21 protein-coding genes and 2 tRNA genes are annotated in these 22,443 nt (G+C 35.2%); 10 read left to right on the top strand and 13 right to left on the bottom strand.

The genetic code is table 11. The annotated features are described in order from the left end of the window. The first annotated feature begins 250 nt into the window (after positions 1-250). Positions 251-775 (top strand): GNAT family N-acetyltransferase, encoded by a 525-nt coding sequence (locus EV142_RS20535; RefSeq protein ID WP_132037716.1) that lies wholly within the window; start codon positions 251-253, stop codon positions 773-775. Positions 776-821: 46 nt separating this feature from the next. On the opposite strand, the gene EV142_RS20540 is transcribed toward EV142_RS20535, so the two are convergent. Continuing rightward, entirely contained in the window at positions 822-1,799 is a 978-nt protein-coding gene (locus EV142_RS20540) for a polyprenyl synthetase family protein (RefSeq protein ID WP_132037717.1), read from the bottom strand. 247 nt (positions 1,800-2,046) lie between these two features. After that, positions 2,047-3,090 (bottom strand): 23S rRNA (adenine(2503)-C(2))-methyltransferase RlmN, encoded by a 1,044-nt coding sequence (gene rlmN, locus EV142_RS20545; RefSeq protein WP_132037718.1) that lies wholly within the window; start codon positions 3,088-3,090, stop codon positions 2,047-2,049. 440 nt (positions 3,091-3,530) lie between these two features. On the opposite strand from rlmN, the gene EV142_RS20550 reads away from it, so the two are divergent. The 4 genes from EV142_RS20550 (at position 3,531) to EV142_RS20565 (ending at position 6,167) form a co-directional block, all read left to right on the top strand. Continuing rightward, on the top strand, positions 3,531-4,124 hold the full coding sequence (locus tag EV142_RS20550; protein WP_132037719.1) for a YceI family protein: 594 nt from the start codon (positions 3,531-3,533) through the stop codon (positions 4,122-4,124). Between the two features lie 205 nt (positions 4,125-4,329). Beyond that, complete coding sequence (locus EV142_RS20555; protein WP_132037720.1) at positions 4,330-4,662, top strand: hypothetical protein; 333 nt, start codon at positions 4,330-4,332, stop codon at positions 4,660-4,662. Between the two features lie 113 nt (positions 4,663-4,775). Further along, positions 4,776-5,417 carry an O-methyltransferase gene (locus EV142_RS20560; protein WP_132037721.1) on the top strand — a complete coding sequence of 214 codons (642 nt, stop codon included), beginning with the start codon at positions 4,776-4,778 and terminating at the stop codon, positions 5,415-5,417. 33 nt (positions 5,418-5,450) lie between these two features. Further along, positions 5,451-6,167, top strand: coding sequence for a phytanoyl-CoA dioxygenase family protein (locus tag EV142_RS20565; protein WP_132037722.1), 717 nt, complete (start codon positions 5,451-5,453; stop codon positions 6,165-6,167). Between the two features lie 54 nt (positions 6,168-6,221). Here the strand turns inward: EV142_RS20565 and EV142_RS20570 are convergent, their stop codons facing one another. The 7 genes from EV142_RS20570 to EV142_RS20600 all read right to left on the bottom strand — a co-directional run bounded on the left by EV142_RS20570 (position 6,222) and on the right by EV142_RS20600 (position 12,390). Then, complete coding sequence (locus EV142_RS20570) at positions 6,222-6,806, bottom strand: phosphatase PAP2 family protein (RefSeq protein ID WP_132037723.1); 585 nt, start codon at positions 6,804-6,806, stop codon at positions 6,222-6,224. Beyond that, entirely contained in the window at positions 6,806-7,165 is a 360-nt protein-coding gene (locus EV142_RS20575) for a Sec-independent protein translocase subunit TatA/TatB (RefSeq protein WP_132037724.1), read from the bottom strand. The genes EV142_RS20570 and EV142_RS20575 overlap by 1 nt, the downstream gene beginning before the upstream one ends. 188 nt (positions 7,166-7,353) lie before the next feature. Beyond that, a complete protein-coding gene (locus EV142_RS20580) occupies positions 7,354-9,597 on the bottom strand; it encodes a M1 family metallopeptidase (protein ID WP_132037725.1) in 2,244 nt (747 codons plus the stop codon). Between the two features lie 65 nt (positions 9,598-9,662). Beyond that, on the bottom strand, positions 9,663-10,169 hold the full coding sequence (locus tag EV142_RS20585) for a DUF6702 family protein (RefSeq protein WP_132037726.1): 507 nt from the start codon (positions 10,167-10,169) through the stop codon (positions 9,663-9,665). Further along, positions 10,166-10,921, bottom strand: a complete 756-nt coding sequence (locus EV142_RS20590) for a hypothetical protein (RefSeq protein WP_132037727.1) — start codon at positions 10,919-10,921, stop codon at positions 10,166-10,168. The genes EV142_RS20585 and EV142_RS20590 overlap by 4 nt, the downstream gene beginning before the upstream one ends. Continuing rightward, positions 10,911-11,636 (bottom strand): carboxypeptidase-like regulatory domain-containing protein, encoded by a 726-nt coding sequence (locus EV142_RS20595; protein ID WP_132037728.1) that lies wholly within the window; start codon positions 11,634-11,636, stop codon positions 10,911-10,913. Before EV142_RS20595 ends, EV142_RS20590 begins: the two co-directional genes overlap by 11 nt. Continuing rightward, positions 11,623-12,390, bottom strand: coding sequence for a carboxypeptidase-like regulatory domain-containing protein (locus EV142_RS20600; RefSeq protein ID WP_132037729.1), 768 nt, complete (start codon positions 12,388-12,390; stop codon positions 11,623-11,625). Before EV142_RS20600 ends, EV142_RS20595 begins: the two co-directional genes overlap by 14 nt. 162 nt (positions 12,391-12,552) lie before the next feature. Between EV142_RS20600 and pepE the strand changes: the two genes are divergently transcribed. After that, the gene (pepE, locus tag EV142_RS20605; RefSeq protein ID WP_132037730.1) at positions 12,553-13,260 is read left to right on the top strand and encodes a dipeptidase PepE; all 708 of its coding nucleotides are present in this window, start codon (positions 12,553-12,555) and stop codon (positions 13,258-13,260) included. 136 nt (positions 13,261-13,396) lie between these two features. Here pepE and EV142_RS20610 read toward each other — a convergent pair. Together EV142_RS20610 and EV142_RS20615 are read right to left on the bottom strand one after the other, a co-directional pair. Further along, positions 13,397-13,469, bottom strand: a tRNA-Gly gene (locus EV142_RS20610). A 108-nt stretch (positions 13,470-13,577) separates the two neighbouring features. Further along, positions 13,578-13,650 (bottom strand) — tRNA-Gly (locus EV142_RS20615). 136 nt (positions 13,651-13,786) lie between these two features. Here EV142_RS20615 and EV142_RS20620 point away from each other — a divergent pair. Both EV142_RS20620 and EV142_RS20625 read left to right on the top strand, forming a co-directional pair. After that, the gene (locus EV142_RS20620) at positions 13,787-14,224 is read left to right on the top strand and encodes a GNAT family N-acetyltransferase (RefSeq protein ID WP_132037731.1); all 438 of its coding nucleotides are present in this window, start codon (positions 13,787-13,789) and stop codon (positions 14,222-14,224) included. A gap of 1 nt (position 14,225) precedes the next feature. Beyond that, positions 14,226-15,806, top strand: a complete 1,581-nt coding sequence (locus EV142_RS20625; RefSeq protein ID WP_132037732.1) for a L,D-transpeptidase family protein — start codon at positions 14,226-14,228, stop codon at positions 15,804-15,806. Here EV142_RS20625 and EV142_RS20630 read toward each other — a convergent pair. Then, positions 15,795-16,517, bottom strand: coding sequence for a murein L,D-transpeptidase catalytic domain family protein (locus EV142_RS20630; protein ID WP_132037733.1), 723 nt, complete (start codon positions 16,515-16,517; stop codon positions 15,795-15,797). The genes EV142_RS20625 and EV142_RS20630 overlap by 12 nt on opposite strands. A gap of 329 nt (positions 16,518-16,846) precedes the next feature. Here EV142_RS20630 and EV142_RS20635 point away from each other — a divergent pair, with 329 nt between their 5' ends. Together EV142_RS20635 and gpmI are read left to right on the top strand one after the other, a co-directional pair. Next, on the top strand, positions 16,847-19,273 hold the full coding sequence (locus EV142_RS20635; protein WP_132037734.1) for a DUF5916 domain-containing protein: 2,427 nt from the start codon (positions 16,847-16,849) through the stop codon (positions 19,271-19,273). A 141-nt stretch (positions 19,274-19,414) separates the two neighbouring features. Next, positions 19,415-20,932, top strand: a complete 1,518-nt coding sequence (gene gpmI, locus EV142_RS20640; RefSeq protein ID WP_132037735.1) for a 2,3-bisphosphoglycerate-independent phosphoglycerate mutase — start codon at positions 19,415-19,417, stop codon at positions 20,930-20,932. Positions 20,933-21,091: 159 nt separating this feature from the next. Here gpmI and EV142_RS20645 read toward each other — a convergent pair whose 3' ends face one another. Continuing rightward, entirely contained in the window at positions 21,092-22,348 is a 1,257-nt protein-coding gene (locus EV142_RS20645; RefSeq protein WP_132037736.1) for a DUF445 domain-containing protein, read from the bottom strand. Positions 22,349-22,443: the final 95 nt, after the last annotated feature.

Genomic DNA, 22,443 nt, shown 5'->3' on the forward strand with positions numbered 1-22,443 from the left:
AATTTAAAATCCAATGATTATCTGTAAAAATTCCAAATACCAACATTACAGTATTGATATACAAGTAAATACAAGTTTTCATAAAATTCAAAAAATGTAATTATTTTTACCGGAATAATGCCACTCCTACACAAAGTTAATCGAAAGTTATCCTTTGAGTTGCAAACCGTCTTCTAATTTGGTATTTTTGAATGTAATAAAACTGTAGAAATTACAGCTAAAATCCCATAAAGAAACACTTCAGCATAAAATGAAAAATATTGACATCCGAAAAGTAACCCTAAACGATATTGATCAATTACAGCAAATAGGCAAGCAAACTTTTTCTGAGACTTTTTCAGGAGACAATTCTGAAGAGGACATGAACAAATATTTAGAGGAGCATTTTTCAATAGAAAAGCTGACGGCTGAACTCAACAACACCGACTCTGAATTTTATTTCGCTGTTCTTGATACTGCTGTCATTGGATATTTAAAACTAAACTTCGGAGCATCCCAAACAGAATTGAAGGACAGCAAAGCATTGGAAATCGAAAGAATTTATGTGCCAAAAGAATATCACGGTCAAAGTGTAGGTCAGGTTCTTTATGAAAAAGCAATTCAGGTGGCCAAACATAAAAATGTAGATTATGTATGGTTAGGTGTTTGGGAAGAAAATCACAGAGCACTGAGTTTCTATAAGAAAAATGGTTTTACAGAATTTGATAAACACATTTTCAGATTAGGAAATGATGAACAGACGGATATCATGATGAAGCTGCAATTGAAAGCGTAAATTACTTTAAAGCAAAAGGAATAGGATTTCTGAAAAAAAACTGACCTTATTTCTTTCGCTCAATAACATAATTCACCATCAAAATCAAAGCGTCTTTGTATTCAGAATCTTCAAAGTTCTGGAGTAATGCAAGTGCTTCCTGCTGGAATTCGACCATTTTGTTTTCGGCGTAAGCCAAACCATTATTATCCTTTACAAAAGCAATCACTTCTTTGACGCGTTTTTTGTCTTTATTGTGGTTTTTGATGGAGTTAATCAGCCACTTTTTTTCCTGAGGTGTGCAGGTGTTTAAAACGTGAATTAAAGGCAAAGTCATTTTTTGTTCCTTAATATCAATTCCGGTTGGTTTTCCGATGGCTTCTTCGCTATAATCGAATAAGTCATCTTTAATTTGAAAAGCCATTCCGATAAGCTCTCCAAACTTGCGCATGTTCTCGACCTGAATATCGTCTTCAATTACCGATTTTGCACCAAGTGCACAGCAAGCTGCAATAAGTGTTGCGGTTTTTTTTCGGATAATTTCGTAATAAATAGCTTCGGTAATGTCTAGTCTTCTGGCTTTTTCGATTTGAAGTAATTCTCCTTCACTCATTTCGCGAACGGCAACAGAAATAATTCGAAGCAAATCAAAATCGCCATTATCGATAGAAAGCAGCAGTCCTTTTGAAAGTAGGTAATCTCCAACCAAAACCGCAATTTTGTTTTTCCAAAGTGCATTGATCGAGAAAAATCCGCGACGGCGGTTACTATCGTCCACAACATCATCGTGTACTAAAGTTGCTGTATGAATCAGCTCAATTACGGATGCTCCGCGATAGGTTCTTTCGTTTACAACACCTCCTGAAACCATCTTGGAGGTTAAAAAAACAAACATCGGACGCATTTGTTTTCCTTTCCTGTTTACAATATAATAGGTAATACGGTTTAGCAGTGCGACCTTTGAAGTCATCGATTCATGGAACTTTTTTTCAAAAAGTTCCATCTCGTGAAAGATGGGCTGTTTTATTTGAGAAGTAATATTCATTTCGACTCCAAATATACTATTTTTAATAAAAAAACGTTGTCTATTTTAGGTTAGTATAGTAACAATTTAAAGAATAATTAAGAAAACAGACCAAAAGCATTCTTGATTTAATACCAAAACTGACTTCTACTTTATTACGGAAACAAACAGAGCTGAACAATAATAATCCTTTTTTGCCCAAAAAAGCATTAAGAACAAGAATAACTCTCGTTTTTAATGCTTTTTATTTATTTTGAAATTAGAAAATTTATCCTTCCTTATTCGCCAGTTGTCCGCAGGCAGCATCAATATCTTTTCCGCGACTTCTGCGTACTTTACAAACTACTCCAATATTATCTAAGGCTTTTATATACGCCAGAATAGATTCTTCCGAAGCCTGTTGAAACTCACCGTCATCAATTGGGTTGTATTCGATTAAATTGACCTTACAAGGCACATATTTACAAAACTTAACCAGGGCATCAATGGAAGCTTTATCGTCATTGATTCCTTTCCAGACAACATACTCGTATGAGATTTTGTTTTTTGTTTTTCTATACCAGTACTCCAATGCTTCCCGTAAATCCGCTAAAGGGAAATTTTTACTGAAAGGCATGATCCGGGCACGAATCTCATCAATCGCAGAGTGCAGGGAAACTGCCAATTTGAATTTCACATCGTCGTCGGCCATTTTTTTAATCATCTTCGGAATTCCGGATGTTGACACCATGATTCGTTTTGGTGACATTCCCAAACCTTCCGGTGAGGTAATCATATCGATGGCTTTGATGACATTATTATAATTCATCAAAGGCTCACCCATTCCCATAAAAACAATATTGGAAAGCGGATGATTGTAATACAGACGGCTTTCCTTATCTATTGCCAGAACCTGATCGTAGATTTCTCCCGGTTCCAGATTTCGCATTCTTTTTAATCTTGCGGTCGCACAGAAATTACAATCCAGACTACAGCCCACCTGGCTTGAAACACAGGCCGTTGTTCTGGTTTCGGTAGGAATCAAAACAGATTCTACCACCAGACCATCATGTAAACGAACGGCATTTTTTACGGTTCCGTCACTGCTGCGCTGCATGGTATCTACCTTAATATGGTTGATTACAAAATTATCCTCCAACATGGCCCTGGTAGGTTTCGCTACATTGGTCATATCATCAAAACTGTGTGCTCCTTTACTCCATAACCATTCATAGACCTGGTTACCACGGAAAGCTTTGTCGTTATTGGCGACAAAAAAATCCCGTAATTGATCTTTTGATAAAGCTCGTATGTCTTTTTTCTCGATTTGCATGGTGCAAAGTTAATCACTTTTGTTATTTTTTCCTGATTTTTATAACCATTCTTAGTTAAAACCAAAAGAAGGAAACTATTTTTTTGAAAATTTCTACTGCTGTATTGAATCTAAAACCTTTACCTGCTCACTTTCTTTTTTCCAGATTGTTCTTTTTTTTGACTTTGAAAATTCCTCAAAATTAAAAAGAAAACTCTATTCAAATAAAAAACAATTATACCTATAACAATCAGTATTTTAACTTATAGAAATATCTTTTTAGAAAGAAACACTGACCCAAAAACACTTCTTTACGATTTTATTATAAGTCTTTAATAAAATCCTGGCCATGATTTTTATCAGCTCTTTTCCTATTCAGTCGTAATAAATTTGATCCAAGAAAAAGACAGCTGTTTATATCATCTCAAAAACAAGCTGAATTAACTAAATACCACATACAGATGAAAACGATCAAATCAATTTTATGGGCAATAGTAATCACATTGTCATTACAGGTAAACGCACAAAGAAGATATAGCGTTGCAAAATCAACTTTTGAAGTTGCAGGAACTTCCAACATACATGACTGGGTAATGCGATCTACGGAAGGAACCGGCAGTGCCATTTTTACGGTTACGGATTCTAAACTGACGGACATTAAAAATTTAACGATTACATTATTAGCCGAAAGCATAAAAAGCAGCAAAACAAGCATGGATGATGTGGCTTATGAAGCTTTAGATACCAAAACATACAAAAACATCAGGTACGTTTTAAAAGCTGCTGAAAAACTAAACGAAACCACCTGGCTGTTAACCGGAACTTACACCATTGCAGGTGTCAGTAAAGATTATAAAACCCAGATAAAAATAACAACCAATGATAATGGCACTTTTACATTACAGGGCTCTAACCGAATGACTTTTCTTGATTTTGAAATGACACCTCCAACAGCAGCTCTTGGAGTGGTTAAAGCAGGCAAAGAACTAACCGTCTTATTCCATATTACTTTAACTGATTACGCTAAAAATGAAAATGTTCTGGTAATCAAATAGTAACAAACTATGCTGTTTTTAAAATTAAATTATTTTAAAAAAAAATTAAGCTTCAGCTCTAAAAAACAAAATTCTGGCACGAGAATTGTCTTTCTGTCGACAGAAAGATAATCTTACAAAGAGCTCAATCATTTTAAAATTTGTACTTTTATTTTTTCAGCTTTATAACCTTTATATTTTATCAACTTTAAAAATTTAATTAATCATGAAAAAACAAATTTTAAGCTTAGCTCTTATTGCTTTATTGGGATTCACTGCACAATCATGCGATAACAAAAAAGAAACGAAACCTGAAGAAGAATTAACTCTTGGAAACAAAGTCGATACCCTGACAAGTGATATCGAAGAAGTAAAAGACAGTGCTGTAGTTAAAGCCGAAAATGCTGCCGCTAAAGCTAAAGAAGCTTCAGAAAATGCTGTACAGGACGCAAAAGATGCCACTAAAAAAGGGGCTGATAAAGTAGAAGCCGCTGCAAAAGCAGCTAAAGACGGAACTGTAAAAACAGCTAAAGATGTAAATGAAGCTTTGAAAAAATAATTTTTTTTAGAATTCAAAACTGAAACCATTCGTAACAACGAATGGTTTTTTTATGCAAAAAAGTTACACGATATTTTTTGTATTTTTGTGCTTTAAATTTAGAAGATCATCCCATGCATTTTATATCACAGGAATTAGAAGATTACATCGAACAGCATTCTGAAAACGAACCGGAGTTATTGGCGAAATTAAATAAGGAAACGTATCAAAAAATACTTTTGCCGAGAATGTTGAGCGGGCATTTTCAAGGTCGTGTTTTAAGTATGTTATCAAAACTGATTCGCCCTGTAAACATCCTTGAAATTGGAACCTATACAGGTTATGCCGCTTTGTGTCTGTGTGAAGGAATGCAGGAAAACGGGCAACTGCACACCATTGACATCAAGGAAGAATTAATGGATTTTCAACGTAAATACTTTGATGCATCTCCATGGGGAAATCAAATTTTTCAGCATTTAGGAGAAGCAGTCGATATCATTCCGGGGCTGGATGTAAAATTTGATTTGGTTTTTATTGATGCTGACAAAGAAAACTACCTCAACTATTGGGAACTAATTGTTCCGAAAATGAATAAGGGCGGAATTATTCTGTCTGACAATGTTTTATGGAGCGGTAAAATCCTGGAACCGGTACATCCTAATGATGTGAGTACAAAAGTGCTTCTGGAGTACAATTTACTTCTTAAGAATGATCCGAGAGTTGAAACGGTTTTATTGCCTATTCGTGATGGTTTGACCGTTAGCAGGGTGCTTTAGATATCTCCCTTTTTATAAAAAATTAATTACAAAATGAAATATCTAAGCGAAATAAATACTGAAGGTTTTACAATAATTGAAAATGTTTACAGCGACGATGAGATTGAGAAGATAATCTCTTTGATTGAAAATACCACTGAAAAGAAAACTGAAAATACAACTTTTAGAAAATCTCAGGATTTATTTGCGATCAGGCAGTTTCATAAAGAAATTCCTGAAACTTTAGCTTTTATTTTTAATAAGAACTTAAAAAACATTATCGAAAATACTTTTGGAAAAGGATATTTCATCACCAAGTCAATCTATTTTGATAAACCTGAAAAATCAAATTGGTTTGTTGCTTACCATCAGGATTTAACGATTTCTGTGGATAAAAAAACTGAAATCGAAAATTTTGAAAACTGGACTGTAAAACAAAATCAGTTTGCTGTTCAGCCTCCTGCTGCAATTCTTGAGAAAAATTTCACCATAAGAATTCATATGGATAAAACTACAAAAGAAAATGGTGCTTTAAAAGTGATTAACAATTCCCATTCCAAAGGAATTTTCAGAGTCGAAAATCTGGAGATTGAAAATGAAACCATTTGTGAAGTTGAAAAAGGGGGCATCATGATTATGAAACCTTTACTTTTTCACGCTTCCAATAAAACAACAAATAACGAAAGAAGGCGCGTCATTCACATCGAATTCAGCAACCAACAACTTCCAGACGGATTGGACTGGAGCGAAAAAGATTCTATTCGAAATTAAATAATTATTTTAAGGCAATGATACAATAAGACTTTGAGTTTTTCCAACGTCAGCCTAGACGCTTTTTTCCAGAATTGTATCCGGAAAATATTGTGGTTTTAATTTTTTATAAACTAAATAAAGTAAAAAACCGAAAAGTGCTCCGAAGAAATAACCCGTAAGAATATCTCCCGGATAATGTAGTCCCAGGTAAATACGGCTGTAAGCGAAAATTAAGGGCCACAAGAACAGGAATCCCAAATATTTAAAATGGCGTTTTAAAACTAAGTATAAAAAGGTTGCTACAGCCATTGTATTTGCAGCGTGACCTGAGAAAAAACTAAAGGATGTCCTAACCTGAACAATTCGGATAAACGATTTGATTTCAGGATTGTTACAGGGACGCAGACGCTCAAAAGTATGTTTAAACAAGTTGGTGGTCTGGTCTGTAAAAGCAATTAGAATGGCAATAAAAAGTAATAAATACAAGGTTTGTTTTCCTCCAATTTTTTTATAAATAAGAAAAAACAGGAATAAAAAAAGCGGTGTCCAATACAATTGATTTGTAATGATCAGCCATAATTTATCGTAATTTTCAGAACCTAAACCATTAAGATACACAAAGAGTCTGGTATCTAATTCTTGTATTTTTTCGAGCATTATCCTTGGCGTTTTACAGGTCCGGAAATAGAGTCAATGTCTTCTTTTACTTTATTGATTTCTGTAGCAGTATCACCCAATAAATTACTTGATAAATTAGTAGTATCTCCCAGCAAATTCGTTTTTGCATCGTTAATCTGGGCATTGATATTTCCGGTGATATCGGTCAAAGATTTCGCATCAAGACCATTAGCCTCAGCTCCTTTCTGAATTTCGCTTTTAATATCGTTGGTTGCATTTTTTAACTGCGCCATCGCCTTACCCATTGTACGGGCAATTTCCGGCACTTTGTCTGAACCAAAAAGCATTAATACTATAAACAATATAAAAACTAGTTCTCCTCCTCCTATACCAAACATATCTTTTATTTTTATGTGCCACAAAGATATTAAATTTTGTAGCCGAGAGTTTTAAAATTTACTTAAAAAGAAGCTCTAAGTACTATTTATTTTAACCGCAAAGTTCACAAAGATGCGGAAAGGTGTGCAAAGGAAATTTTTCCATTACTGCCTATTGTCTTTGTGAACCCTGTAGTTAACTTTTATTTTTAGTCAAATTTTGATTTCTGCTCTACTTTTGGCCAGGAATTATTGGTAACATCAATATCAGCAGTCATTAATTTCGGATCGATCTGAATGCTTTTGATTGCTTTTTCGGTTGCATAAACTTTCTTGGCCGTATCATTATTTTTTCTCCAGATTTGTGCCGGATATTGAAAGTTTTGAACAGAACCATCTTCGTAAGTGATCTCCACCAAAATTGGCATGATCATTCCGCCTGGTTTGTTAAACTCAACTTCATAGAAATATTTAGGAGATTTCAAACCTGCCTTCTCTTCCGCTGTAAAAGTCTGATCCACGTAATCCGCCAATAGCTTAACATCTTCAACTTTTAACGCTTTTTTCTTAGACGTATTTACTTCGGTATTATCTCCGGACACTAAGTAAACAAATGGACCTTTTTCGAATCCGAAACGTCCTTTTCTAACTTTTACATCTTTAATATCTGCTGTTGGCGTATCAGAAACGTAATATTGTTTCACTTCTTTGATTCCGATATCTACAAAATCTGTTGAATAAAACCATCCTCTGAAAAACCAGTCTAAATCTACTGCAGAAGCATCTTCCATAGTTCTGAAGAAATCTTCAGGAGTCGGATGCTTGAATTTCCATCTGTTGGCATACGTTCTGAATGCATAATCAAACAATTCTCGTCCCATCACTACTTCCCTTAACATATTAAGTCCTGTAGCCGGTTTTCCGTAAGCGTTATTACCAAACTGTGCAATGGTTTCAGAGTTTGACATAATTGGCTCTAAAAACTTTTGATCCCCACTCATGTAAGGAACAATATTTTTCGCAGGTCCACGTCTTGAAGGGAAATTAGGATCTAATTCCTGCTCTGCCAAATACTCCAAAAACGAATTTAAACCTTCGTCCATCCAGGTCCATTGACGTTCATCTGAATTTACAATCATCGGGAAGAAAGTATGACCCACTTCGTGAATTACAACACCAATCATTCCGTTTTTAACTTCTTTACTCGTCACCCCGTTTTCGTCAGGACGACCAAAATTCCAACAAATCATCGGATATTCCATTCCCTGATCTTCTGCTGAAACAGAGACTGCTTTTGGATAAGGATAGTCGAAAGTATGTGAAGAATAACTTTTTAAAGTATGTGCCACTGTCATTGTTGAAGTTTCTCCCCAAAGCGGATTTGCTTCTTTAGGATAAACGGATTCTGCCATAACAATTTTACCCCCTAATTTTACAGCCATTGCATCGTAAATGAATTTTCTTGAAGAGGCAATTCCGAAATCACGTACGTTTTTAGCGCTGAATTTCCATATTTTTTTCTTTTCAGAGAACCCTTTTTCAGTTGCTTCAGCTTCAGCCTGCGTTACAATTACTACTGGCTTATCAAATGATTTCTGAGCTTGTTCGTAACGTTTTACCTGTTCGGCCGTAAAAACTTCGGCTCTGTTGGTTAACTCTCCGGTAGCATCAATAACGTGATCTGCAGGAACAGTAATGTTCACATCAAAATTTCCGAAAGGCAGCGCAAACTCTCCGCTTCCCCAGAATTGCATGTTTTGCCATCCTTCAACATCGTTGTAAACGGCCATTCTTGGGTAGAACTGTGCAATTACATATAATTTATTTCCGTCTTTTTCAAATAATTCATAACCGGAACGTCCACCTTCTTTTCTATAATTATTGATATTGTACCACCATTTTATAGCCAATGCAATTTTTTCACCCGGTTTTAAGGGAGTTGCCAGATTAATACGCATCATGGTTTCATTAATGGTATACGACATTGGATTCCCTTTAGCATCTTTAACCTGTTCGATATTGAAACCGCGCTCTAAATCTTTTTTCAGATACTTGCCCGAAAACCCGTCAAGTGGTAAAACCTGATTTATTTTTTCGCTTTCAGCCAAAGAAGTCTGAGTGTTTGCTTTAGCCTGGTTCTGATCTAACTGAATCCATAAGTATTCTAAACTATCCGGAGAATTATTTGAATACGTAATAACTTCAGAACCCGTTAATTTTGAGTTCTTATCATCTAATTCAATATCAATTTTGTAATCTGCCTGTTGTTGATAATAAGCAGGTCCGGGTGCACCGGAAGCGGTACGAAACATATTAGGCGTTGCCAGTAAATCGTACATCTGGCTAAATTTGTTCGTATCGTATTTACCTTGTTGTTTGGGTGCAACAGGTGCTGACTTCTCCTGAGCTATCATCATAGCAGGGAAAAGTAGTAATAAAGAAAGCTTCTTCATAAATGCTTTTTGGTTTTTTTTGAGGTTGTGAAAATAACAATTAATATGATAATTCTACCTATCAATTAATACTTTAACACTTCTTTCCTTGAAGATTCTGTAAAAAGAACACTCTTTTTGATTCCAAATGCTGAAACATGTGTAATATTCTGCTGTTCGCTATTCCAATCCACTAAAACAGAGTTCGAAATTTCAATTGTTTTGAATTTATCGATGTCTTTTATTCGCGAATAACAAACTAAAACGTCACCTGCTTCTACTTCTTTAGACAAGAACGTAATCGTTTTGAGCTGACCGTCTGTCTTTACAGAAAAATTATCGGCAAGGTATTTTTTCAACAGATCAATATCAGCCTGAGTTTCCCTGTCTGTACCCACAAAGGTTTTTTTATGGTACTTTTTTTCCATCCCGTTATTCAGATCATCAACAAAAATACGGGAGGTAATCTGGATCATCTTTTTCTCAGTCACATAATTAACCTGAAAAACACCCATGTAAAACTTATGAAATGTAAACGCCGAAAGTGATAAAAATAAGACCCCGATTAAAGGATAAACTAATTTATTTTTCATTTTTGAATAATAGTAGCTTTTTTAAACTCTTTATTTTTATTGACCATAAAATCCATCAATTGGAATTTATCGTCCGGTTTTAAATATTTTTTTGATTCAGCATCGTTGGAGCAGTACATTAAAAACAGCTCAATTTCGTCCGGTTTCAAATCCAGGGTTTTACTGAAAAAATCTGGTGTAAAATTATCTTTCGCATATTCTGCAAATGCAATATCAGAAATCACATCTTCCTGTACATCTTCTTTTTTACGCAGCAGTTTCTTTACATCCTTAAAAATACGCACAAAATCGGTTCCGTATTTAATGGTCTGATCCGAGTACATCGCTGTATTTTTTGCGGTGGATTGTTTATCATCTTCAAATTGCATGTCTACAAACTTCTGAGACCCGCCATCCAATGATTTCACTTTTAAATCTTTATGAACCACAACCTCTTTCAACTGATTGTTTACCAAATCTAATTTTACTGAAAAAAGTATCTGAGAGCAGTCTTTCTCTGTAAGAACAATCTTTTTAGACTGAAACGCCAAACCCGAAAACAACAATGTATCTTTTGGTTTCGCCATAATATCAAACAATCCGCCAGCTCCGATAAATGTTCTGACATTTGCATTGATATTCATTACATAACCACTTTCTATGGCAAGAAAATCATTTAATACCTGACCGTGCAATGATTTTCTTGAATTGCTCTGACCTAAAACGATTTGACAAAATAAGCACGCGATAAGTATTCCTAATTTATTTTTCATTTTCTAGAATTATTAAGTATTTTCTGGCTAGTTCGGTGATCAAAAACATGCTCATTGTTTTGTTCTTTGTATTCAAAGATACAGCAAATTCGGCATCATCTACACAATATAATTGAAATCCTTTTATATCATCCAACGGAATTCTCAAACGATTCGTATAATAATCCTCTTCAAAAAGATATTCTATTTTTCTGAAAAGAGCTTCTTTTTTCTCTACATTAGCTTCTTTTTTCAACATAGTAGTCCGACCCGAAATACTATTCAGCAAGTTATCTACCGAGGTTGAAGTTGCGGTATACACTTTTCTTTCAGCCGGCGTATATTTTTTTTGTCCATATTGAATAATCCCTAAATTTTCGGCAGTAATATTGGCATTTTCATTTACAATTACTTCTTTCAGTTCAACTTCATTAGCTGTCATTTTAATAAGAAGCACAGCCTCACTTAAATCTTCTGTTGTAATGCGACGTTTGACCGGGTCTAAATTAACGGCCGAAAAAACCAGCACATCCCCTTCTTTCGCCACAATAGAAAATCGACCGTCTTTATCTGAGACCGTTGAAACCTGACTGTTATTATTGATAATATTCACTCCTTCAACTGTTACAGACTGCTGCAAAATCTGCCCCAGGATTTCTTTTGGCGCAGCCGACTGGCCAAAAGTGATTTCGGCAATGAATAAAAAGAGGGCCAGTAAAATATTATTTGTTTTCAATCGCTAGTATTTCTTTATATTTCACCGCTAATTCGCCCAGCAAAAATTCAGTTGATGTTTTATTTTTGGAGTTCAAAACAATCGTAAATTTATCATTATCAACAGCGTAATACTCGAATCCTTTTACATATTCAGCAGGAATTGAGAGCCTGTTCACAAAATGATCCAGGCTGAACATGCTTTCCAAAAGTTTCATGAAAAATTCTTTTTTCTCTACTGCCACTTCTTTCTTCAGCATTGCCGTCCTGCCTGATAAAAAATTTAAGAAAGGGTCTGCCGAAATTGATCCTCCTGCCATTCCTCCGGCGCTCGCAGTTGGATTCAGAGCATTGGCCGTATGTAACTTTCTCTCTGCTTCCGTATAGGATTTTTGCCCCTGCGGAATAATTCCCAAAGAGACTGCATTAATATTATTATAATTTCGAACAATTACCTCCTGCAACTGATGTACTACCAAATTTAATTTTACGGAAAAATTGAGATCCGAAAAATTTTCCTGTGTCAATACGGTTCTGTTTTCTTTAAATTGTATGGAAGAAAAAACAAGTGTGTCTCCTGCCCTGGCTTTGATCGAAAAAGTTCCGTCGGCATTTGTTGTAACCATACTTTCTGTTTCGGCATTTACCACGTAAACACCTTCCAAATCATAGGTATTGGACGTTATCTTTCCATTAATAATGATACGTTCCTGATTTTGCCCCCATATAGTCTGGCTCAAAACAATAATAAAAAGACATAAAAACTTATCGCTCAAAATAAAAAAATTAGATTTATTCTTAAAAGTGTAAAAATATCTTAATGTCTTCCAAATTTAATACTAACGGCATGGTAAAAATATGTTAATTAAAGTTTGAAATTTCAACATCAAAAAAGAGTTTTTAATATCTTTAACGACATCAATCTGAGTTAAAATTTTATGAAAAGCATTATTATCGCCAGCACTTCTACCCTACACGGAGGCAGCTATTTAGAATACTTACTACCTACACTAAAACAACATTTCGCCAACTGCAAAAGCATTTTATTTATTCCATTTGCGAGACCGGGCGGAATCACACACGACGAATACACTGAAAAAGCAGCCGCCGCCTTTGCAACAATCAATATTGCCGTAAAAGGAATTCATGAATTTGAAAATACAGAAAGCGCCATAAAAAATGCAGAAGGTATTTTTACAGGAGGCGGAAATACTTTTCTTCTGGTAACACAATTGTACCAGCAAAACATCATGAAGCTTCTTTCTGAGACAGTGAAAAACGGAACTCCCTATTTAGGAACCAGTGCAGGAAGCAATATTTGTGGTTTATCGATGCAAACAACCAATGACATGCCTATTGTTTACCCTCCAAGTTTTCAAACTTTAGGATTAATTCCTTTCAATTTAAATCCGCACTATTTAGATCCCGAAACACAGTCCAAGCATATGGGAGAAACACGCGAAACAAGGATTAAAGAATTTCATGCCTTCAATTCCATACCTGTTTTAGGATTACGGGAAGGAAGCTGGCTGGAAGTAAAAGGAAGCAGGATTACTTTAAAGGGAGATCTATCCGCTCGTCTATTTTTGAAAAATCAAAATCCGGAGGAATTAGCAACTGAAAGTGATTTGAGCAATCTAAACTAATTTGTAACCCTATAAGGGATGTAAGTTCATTTAAGTAAGGCTGACAAAAAACTTACAATAACTTACATCACTTATAGGGTTTTAAAAAAAAAGCATAAAAAAAAATCCCCAAACAATTTGCTTGAGGATTTTGAAGAGCGAAAGACGAGGCTCGAACTCGCGACAACCAGCTTGGAAGGCTGGAGCTCTACCAACTGAGCTACTTTCGCATTAACAGGGTGCAAATGTAAAACAATTAAATCATTTAAAAAAACAAAAATCAATAATTATTTTAACTTTGATAAAAAAACCGAAACAATTAAGTTTCGGTTTTTTAGAGCGAAAGACGAGGCTCGAACTCGCGACAACCAGCTTGGAAGGCTGGAGCTCTACCAACTGAGCTACTTTCGCATTACTGTGGTGCAAATATAAAAAATAAGTTAAGTTCAAAACAAGCTTTTTTTCAAAAAAAATCAATTAAAAACAACAATTTTCCATAACCTATTTAAAATTAAAAAGTTATACATTTATTTTATTTAAACAAATCATGAATATCATTCAAGAAATACAATCAAAAGAAACTTATATTGTTCGTCACCCTGTTTTAAGAAAAGGAAAACCTCTGGAAAGTTGCCTCTTCGAGGGGGATGATTTAGAAACTACACATCATTTCGGCCTATTTCTTGACAGTGAATTAATAGGAATTATTTCGTTATACTCGAAAATCAACACTACCTTTGCACAGAAAAATCAGGCTCAGATCCGCGGAATGGCGGTTTTAGAGCAACACCAGAAAAAAGGAATTGGTGAAGCTTTGGTCAAACATTGCGAAAACTATTGCCTGCAAAAAAACACAGACCTGATTTGGTTTAACGCCAGAACAGCTGCTGTTGGATTTTATCAAAAAATGAATTACAAAACCGTTGGCGAAGCATTTGATATCAAAGATGTGGGCGAACATTATTTAATGTTTAAAAAATTGTAACATGAAGAAACTTTATCTTTTATTAGTATTATGCATTTTTATCGGCTGTAAAGATAAGCCGAAAGCTGTTCCTGTAAAAAAAAGCCAGCCTGCAATCATACTTACTGATGAAAGAACAGTTCAAATCGATACCGCAAAAATCAATGCTTTTAAAAGCGAAACACTGAAACAATTTTATAATTCTTCTGAAAATAAAACGGTTTGGGGAAATCTTAAAAAAAGAACCTACATTTTATCTTTATTGAAAAAATCAGACGAACTGGGTTTAAATTCAAATGATTATAAAATTGGAAAACTCGAGAAACTGGAGAAAAGGATAAGTGCCCTGAGCGATGCTGATTTAGCCACTTATGACATATTGCTTACTTATAATTTTGAATTATACTTAACCCATTTGTACAAAGGCAAATTAGATCCAAAAAAATTATACGGCAATTGGGATTTGGCAGAGAAACCATTTGATGTAAACAATACACTGATAAAAGCATTCAATAAAAACAAACTGGACAGTATTGCAGATCGTCTTCAATCGAAATCAGATACCTACAAACAATTACTGAAAGCACTTGAGATCATTAAAACTTTTCCGGAGGACAATATTGGCAAGATAGAATCTGCTGAAAAAATAACACTCCATGACACCAATCCTGCTTTAATAAATATCAAAAAAAGACTTTTATTCTGGAAAGACATGTCCGGAAGAAAGGATAGCCTGACCAAAATTTACGATCAAAAAACTTTCGAAGCTATTAAAAAATTTCAGGAAAGACATGGCCTGGCTGCTGATGGCGTGATCGGAGCAGGAACTATAAGCGCTTTAAATTTTTCTAAAACCAAAAGAAAGGAACAAATCATTGCTAATTTAGAACGCTGGAGATGGTATAATAATGAATTTGCCGAAAATTATTTTATCATCAATATTCCGGATTACAGTTTACATGTTGTTGAAAGCAAAGACACTACCCTGGTTCGAAATGTGGTAGTGGGAACCAGCAAGAGAAAAACACCAATCATAACCTCTAAGCTCAAAACAGTCGTTTTTAATCCTACCTGGACAGTTCCGCCTACAATCCTAAAGGAAGATGTTGTTCCGGCAATGAAACGTAACCGAAATTATCTGGCTAAAAAAAATATTACCATATATGACAGTTCCGGAAATGTAGTAGCACCTGCCGCATGGAATGAAAAAAATCCAGGTAAATACCGTTATGTACAAAGTCCGGGTTACAACAATTCGTTAGGATTGATGAAAATATTGTTTCCAAACCATCACAGTGTATACCTGCACGACACCAATCATCGTAATTATTTTGAAAGAAATAATCGTTCTATGAGTTCAGGTTGTGTGCGTGTTGAAAATCCGTTAGAACTGGCGCGGCATATTTTGGATGAAGAAGGAAATTGGCCTCAAGACAGAATTGATACTATTATCGCTTCTAAAAAAACGATGAGTTTCAAAATCACAAAAAAATACGCCTTATATCAATGGTACTGGACCGCATGGAGCAAAAAAAATCAGCTCATTTTCAGAGCTGATATTTATAATTTAGATTCGGATTTGTATGCTAAATTAAGAAATTAGCTTTTCTTCCATCGCAAAACTTCTTGACGGATGGTAGATGTACAAACACGATTTGTTTTTAATAACTTCAATAATTTTATTAGTCAATTCAACCGGAAGAGCCGGACATCCCTGACTTCTTCCTAATCTTTTATTATTATTGATAAAAGATTCCGACACATAATCTGCACCATGAACCACGACACCTCTTTCGCGGGCATTGTCATTAACACCTCTTTCCAGGCCGTCTAAACGCAACGATGCTCCGTGTTTTCCCTTGTAAATCTCACCAGTGGCATAAAACCCTAAACTGCTTTTGAAAGAGGAATTTGAATTAGAAAATGCCGAGGCAAATTCTTCTCCTGTATTCCTGCCATGCGCAACCAGAGAATGAAACAAAATGGTATTAGTAGACAAATCAATCACCCAAAGACGTTTGGTGTTTGAGGATAAACTAAAATCAATTAACGTTAAAATATCTTTTTGAACGACACCTTTCTCTTTCAATAAGTAAAAACCTTTTAAAGCTTCTGAGAAAGTCCTAAGTTCCGGTAACGAAAAATTGTTGGTTTTTAAAGTGCTGTAAACACTCTCAATTTTTGTGTCAATTGCAAGTTTTTCAACTTTAGCAATACTCTTCGATGTTACCTTTTTTAATTCGATTGTGTTTTTTGAATCTTTACCAAAAGACAATAGTAAAAACACCAATAATGGATAAATTTTGTAAATCATTGAATTCCTTTAGGTTAATAAAAAATTTGGGCATGACAAAAATAGACAAAAAATACAGGGGACAAAATAAAAGTCTGTCAATCAGTGCATTTTTGTTTAAACTTTAACAATTCTAAAACAAAAAATTAGCAAAAAAGCATGAAAACGTTATTTTTACCAGATATTTACTTACAAAAAGTGAAATTGGAATTTTAATTATATAACTTTTTCTGAAAATAATATAAATTTGTTCCCTTGAAATACTCTAGATTAAAGTGTAACAATTATAAAAAAAGACTGTCTATTACTCCGACAATAAATTATTCCAAAAATTACGTTTTAAAAACCACATGAAAAAATTAGTCTTTTTTACTCTCTTTCTTTCCTCGTTGTACTCTTACAGCCAAAAGAAAACTTTGCAGGCACAGCAAATTTTGCAAAGTATTTCCATAGATGGGAAATTAGAGGAACCGGAATGGGAGCATGCAACTATAGCCTCAGATTTTGTCATGTTTGAACCTGATAATGGAAAACCAATCCCTGAGGGAAGAAAAACAGAAGTGAAAGTTTTATACAATAATGACGCTCTTTATATTGGCGCCGTTATGTACGATGATGAACCAAATAAAGTATTAAAAGAAATTTCACAAAGGGATAATTTCGGAACAGCAGATATTTTTGGTGTTTTTATAAACGGTTTTAATGACGGTCAGCAGAATTTTGAGTTTTTTGTGTCTGCAGCCGATGTGCAGGGAGACTGCATCATGACGGATTCCAACGGTGAAGATTATTCCTGGGATGCTATCTGGATCAGTAAAGCAGTACTTACAGATAAAGGATGGACGGTAGAAATGAAGATTCCATATGCCGCTTTGCGTTTTTCGGAAGGCAACAAACAAACCTGGGGAATTAATTTTTTCAGGGAAATAAAAAGGGAACGAAAAAAATATACCTGGTCGTTAATTGATACCAAAATTGGCACTTTTACACAGCAAAATGGGAATCTGGAAGGAATTGAAAACATCAAACCTCCTACCCGATTGTTTCTTATGCCTTATGCTTCTTATTACCTGAACGCTGCTGATGGCCAGAAAACGTATGGCACTATGAAAGGTGGAATGGATATCAAATACGGCATTAACGATGCTTTTACGCTTGATGCTATTCTGATTCCTGATTTTGGACAAGCCAAATACGATGATCAGATTTTGAACCTGGGTCCGTTTGAACAACAATTCAACGAAAACAGAGCTTTTTTTACGGAAGGAACAGACCTTTTTAACAAAGGAGGAATGTTTTACTCGAGAAGAATTGGCGGAAAACCTTCTGTCGAACCGGATTTAAAGGAGAATGAGGAGAGAATTGAAGACCCGCAAAGCGTAAACCTTATTAATGCTTTAAAGGTCTCCGGAAGAACCAAAAAGGGACTTGGAGTCGGGATTTTAAATGCCGTAACCGAAAAAACATTTGCTACTATAAAAGACACTATCACCGGCGAAACCAGAAAAGAGATCGTCGAGCCTTTAATGAATTATAATGTTTTGGTCCTGGATCAGCGTTTTCGTAAAAACTCATCGGTCACTTTTATCAATACAAATGTCACCCGAAATGGTCATTTCAGGGATTCTAATGTGTCCGGTTTGGCCTGGGATTTAAACACAAAAGCAAATACTTATAATTTATCCGGAAATATCAAGTACAGCACTATCAATGATACTGAAGACACAAAAGGACTTTATACCACAATTGGTTTTGCAGAAACCAGCGGAAAATACCGCTATAGTGTAGGGTCTGATTTTGTTACGAAAAATTTTGACCCCAATGATCTGGGAATTAATTTCTATACCAATTATTACAACTTTTACGGAAATGCCAATTACAGGATTCTAAACCCTACCAAGCTTTTCAATACTTTTAAACTCAACTACAATATGTATGCTGAGTATAATAAAGAATCCGGAAAAGTTCAGGAAAGCGATATAAATGTCAACCTTAATCTGACGACCGTTAAAAATAATTATTATGGAGCCGGAATAACCGTTTACACAAAAGGAAATGATTATTACGAACCCCGCGCAGAAAACAGATATCTGATTGTTCCGGGAAGAATAGAAGCATGGGGAAGTATCTCGACCAATTACAATCATAAATTCGCATTGGATCTAAATCCTTCTATTGCTCTTTTTGACGAAAGCGAACGAATGAATTATGGTTTTGATATTGGCCCGAGATATCGTTTTAGCGACAAACTGCTCTTAACGTATACGTTTAGCTTTTTCAGAAAAAACAACAATAAAGGATACATTGACAGTTTTGATAATGACGATAATGAAAATACGCCGGAGGATATTGTTTTTGCTAATAGAAACGTTATTACCTATTCCAATATATTAGGCGGAAAATATGCTTTAAACAGCGCCATGACACTTAATCTTTCCGTACGCCAGTATTGGTCTTATGCGGAGAATAAAGACATTCTGCAACTGGAGCCGGACGGAACTTTAACACCTTATACCGAATATACCAAAAACAAAAACTCGAGTTTTTATTCGTGGAATACCGATTTATCTTATTCCTGGTGGTTTGCTCCCGGAAGTCAGCTTTCGGTTTTATATCGAAATAATGCTTCTAATTTTGAACGTGTTATTGATAAGGAATTCAAAACAAGCGTTACCAATTTGCTTAATAACGATGCGTTAAAACATATTTTTTCTGTAAGTGTCAAATATTTTATTGACTATAATGCTGTCAAAAATAAGATTAGAAACAGAGCTTAGTCTGAATTAATTTTAAAAAATAAAGACTTCTATAATTAAATTAGTATTTTTCAATACAGTTCATTTTATTAAATACAATTGTAACCCGTGCTTACCTGCGCATTTTATAAATGGTTTATCTTTGTAGAAAACAAAAAAATAATGAACAAGAAAGTAATCCTTATGATTTTAGATGGTTGGGGAAAATCTCCTGACCCTAAAGTATCTGCAATAGACAATGCAAATGTTCCTTTTATAAACAGTCTTTACCGAAATTATCCCAGCGCCCAACTTAGAACTGATGGTCTAAACGTTGGTCTGCCTGAAGGACAAATGGGAAATAGCGAAGTAGGTCACATGAATCTTGGAGCAGGAAGAATTGTATATCAGGATTTAGCCAAAATAAATTTAGCCGTAGCACACCAGACACTTGCCAAAGAACAGGTTCTTGTTGATGCTTTTACCTATGCTAAGGAAAACAATAAAAAAGTACATTTTTTGGGATTAGTTTCAGACGGAGGCGTTCACTCCCATACCTCTCACTTACGTGGCTTAATTGATGCTTCGCAGGAATATGGTTTAGAAAATGTTTTTGTTCACGCTTTTACAGATGGTCGCGATGTTGACCCGAAATCGGGTGCAAAATATATTCATGATTTAGAAGATTATATTAAAGATACTCCGGTAAAAATCGCCTCTATCATTGGCCGTTACTATTCGATGGACCGTGACAAGCGTTGGGAACGTGTAAAACTGGCTTATGATTTGCTGGTAAATGCAAAAGGAACCCCATCTCACAATGCCGTTGCAAGCATTCTTGACAGTTATGCCAACCATGTAACTGATGAATTCATTGCACCAATCGTAATGGTGGATGAGGAGGAAAAACCATTGGCAACTATTATTGAAGGTGATGTTGTCATTTTCTTCAATTTCAGGACTGACAGAGGGCGCGAACTTACAGAAGCTTTATCGCAACAAGACTTTCACGAGCAAAACATGCACAAAATAAACTTGTACTATGTTACGCTTACCAACTACGACGAAACGTATCAAAACGTAAAAGTAGTTTACAATAAAGATAATATTACCGAAACGCTGGGTGAAGTTTTAGAGAAAGCGGGTAAAAAACAGATTCGTATTGCTGAAACAGAAAAATATCCGCACGTGACATTTTTCTTTTCGGGAGGAAGAGAAACGCCGTTTGAAGGCGAATCAAGGATTTTAAGAAACTCTCCAAAAGTAGCCACTTACGATTTACAGCCGGAAATGAGCGCTTTTGAGCTTAAAGATGCACTTGTTCCTGAATTAAATAAAGGAGAGGTTGATTTTGTCTGTCTGAATTTCGCTAATGGTGACATGGTTGGCCATACGGGAATTATGAGTGCCGCAATTCTGGCTTGTGAAGCTGTTGATGCCTGTGTAAAAGAAGTGATCGAAGCTGCTTTGGCCAATGATTACACCACGATTGTTATTGCCGATCACGGAAATTGTGAAACCATGATTAACCCTGACGGGAGCCCAAATACGGCACACACCACAAATCCGGTACCTATTATTCTGGTTGACAAGCAACTGAAAAATATCAACGATGGTGTTTTAGGAGATATCGCTCCCACTATTTTAGAATTAATGGGCGTTCAGCAACCAGCTGCAATGACTTGTCATTCACTATTGTAAAAAATACTTTGAAGCATAAAAAAAGAGACAAGTTTTATAATTTGTCTCTTTTTTGTTTCTATCATTACGTTATGTCACCCTGAGCGAAGTCGAAGGCTTTTAACACAGAAAGGGCTTCGATTTCGCTCAGCCTGACATTCGTGTCTTGAAATAAAGGTATTAAACCAAAAAATGGTGATACATCCATTCGACACTATAAATGATAATACCAATTAATCCGCCCACCAAAGTTCCGTTGATTCTTATATACTGAAGATCCTTCCCTATTTCTAATTCTAATTTTTCAGAAACTTCTTTTCCGTCCCAGCTTTTCACTGTAGAGGATATCAGGTCTCCAATTACTTTTTTGTTATTCAGAAGAACCGACAACAAATCGTTTTTGATGAAATTATTGATTTTGTCAATCATCACTTGGTCTTCTTTAAGTCCGTTTCCAAAGCTTTGAATCAAACTGGAAAGATTCTTTTTAATGGAAGACTCATCCCCTTTCTCTAAATCATTCGTTATTGATAGTTTAATCTCATCCCAAATTCCGTTGACATACTCCTGAACTTCTTTTTTTCCGGCAAAATCCATAATCATTGTATTGATTTTCACTCTCATTTCTTCAGAGTTTTTAACTTTATCCAGAAAATTATAAACGTATTCGTCTATTTTAATCCTAATGTCACTTTCCGGATTTTTAGCTTCATCCAGGAAATCCTGTAATCCATTAAAAACCCCTTCTGAAATACTTTTATCAGCCAAGCCAAAACTCAGAAAAGGGGTTGATTCTTTTACTTTTTTTTGAATCAGGTCTTTATTATTACTCAATTCGCTACTCATTACTTCCAGAAGATTGGTCAGCAACTGATCTTTTACATTTCCTTTCTGCAAAGGTTCCAGAGCCAGCGCGACCCAATTCCCGAAATTTATCGATTCCAGTTTTGCAGCAAACTGTACCTGTATAAATCTTTTTACATCTTCATCTTTTATGGTTTTCAGAATGCCGGGAATGACGTTTACGACAACTAAATCAGCAATTTTATTTGCATGCTCTTCCTGCGATAACCAATCGGAAGCTTTTGTAGCAAAGTTAAATTCCTCCAGTTTAATTTCTAATTTTTCACGATTCAGGAATTCTTCCGAAACAAAATTTCCCAGATTCTCCCCAATCTCATTTTTTTTCGTGGGAATAATAGCCGTATGCCAAATCGGAATTCCCAACGGATGGCGAAATAAGGCAACGACGGCAAACCAATCGGCAATTCCCCCTACCATTGCGGCTTCGCTAAAAGCCTGCAGCATCGGAATTTTAAAGTAAATAGCAATTATAAAAAGAAGTACGGCAACTCCCAAAAGTGCCAGAGCATTTCTCTTCATGCTTTTAAGAGCTTTTTCTTTGGATATATTTTCCTGATCGACAGTAGTTTTCATTATTGAAATGTTTTTATTACTAATTTACATTTTTTCTGTTAAATAATACGCTGAAAAAGCGTTGAGTTTTTAAGGAAAGTAATGAAAATTAAAAA

It is taken from the genome of Flavobacterium circumlabens (genome assembly GCF_004345565.1).
Taxonomy (GTDB): domain Bacteria; phylum Bacteroidota; class Bacteroidia; order Flavobacteriales; family Flavobacteriaceae; genus Flavobacterium; species Flavobacterium circumlabens.

Coding starts and splice junctions, on each gene's coding strand:
- EV142_RS20535 (WP_132037716.1), top strand. CDS start 251: ATGAAAAATATTGACATCCGAAAAGTAACCCTAAACGATATTGATCAA.
- EV142_RS20540 (WP_132037717.1), bottom strand. CDS start 1,799: ATGAATATTACTTCTCAAATAAAACAGCCCATCTTTCACGAGATGGAA.
- rlmN (WP_132037718.1), bottom strand. CDS start 3,090: ATGCAAATCGAGAAAAAAGACATACGAGCTTTATCAAAAGATCAATTA.
- EV142_RS20550 (WP_132037719.1), top strand. CDS start 3,531: ATGAAAACGATCAAATCAATTTTATGGGCAATAGTAATCACATTGTCA.
- EV142_RS20555 (WP_132037720.1), top strand. CDS start 4,330: ATGAAAAAACAAATTTTAAGCTTAGCTCTTATTGCTTTATTGGGATTC.
- EV142_RS20560 (WP_132037721.1), top strand. CDS start 4,776: ATGCATTTTATATCACAGGAATTAGAAGATTACATCGAACAGCATTCT.
- EV142_RS20565 (WP_132037722.1), top strand. CDS start 5,451: ATGAAATATCTAAGCGAAATAAATACTGAAGGTTTTACAATAATTGAA.
- EV142_RS20570 (WP_132037723.1), bottom strand. CDS start 6,806: ATGCTCGAAAAAATACAAGAATTAGATACCAGACTCTTTGTGTATCTT.
- EV142_RS20575 (WP_132037724.1), bottom strand. CDS start 7,165: ATGTTTGGTATAGGAGGAGGAGAACTAGTTTTTATATTGTTTATAGTA.
- EV142_RS20580 (WP_132037725.1), bottom strand. CDS start 9,597: ATGAAGAAGCTTTCTTTATTACTACTTTTCCCTGCTATGATGATAGCT.
- EV142_RS20585 (WP_132037726.1), bottom strand. CDS start 10,169: ATGAAAAATAAATTAGTTTATCCTTTAATCGGGGTCTTATTTTTATCA.
- EV142_RS20590 (WP_132037727.1), bottom strand. CDS start 10,921: ATGAAAAATAAATTAGGAATACTTATCGCGTGCTTATTTTGTCAAATC.
- pepE (WP_132037730.1), top strand. CDS start 12,553: ATGAAAAGCATTATTATCGCCAGCACTTCTACCCTACACGGAGGCAGC.
- EV142_RS20620 (WP_132037731.1), top strand. CDS start 13,787: ATGAATATCATTCAAGAAATACAATCAAAAGAAACTTATATTGTTCGT.
- EV142_RS20625 (WP_132037732.1), top strand. CDS start 14,226: ATGAAGAAACTTTATCTTTTATTAGTATTATGCATTTTTATCGGCTGT.
- EV142_RS20630 (WP_132037733.1), bottom strand. CDS start 16,517: ATGATTTACAAAATTTATCCATTATTGGTGTTTTTACTATTGTCTTTT.
- EV142_RS20635 (WP_132037734.1), top strand. CDS start 16,847: ATGAAAAAATTAGTCTTTTTTACTCTCTTTCTTTCCTCGTTGTACTCT.
- gpmI (WP_132037735.1), top strand. CDS start 19,415: ATGAACAAGAAAGTAATCCTTATGATTTTAGATGGTTGGGGAAAATCT.
- EV142_RS20645 (WP_132037736.1), bottom strand. CDS start 22,348: ATGAAAACTACTGTCGATCAGGAAAATATATCCAAAGAAAAAGCTCTT.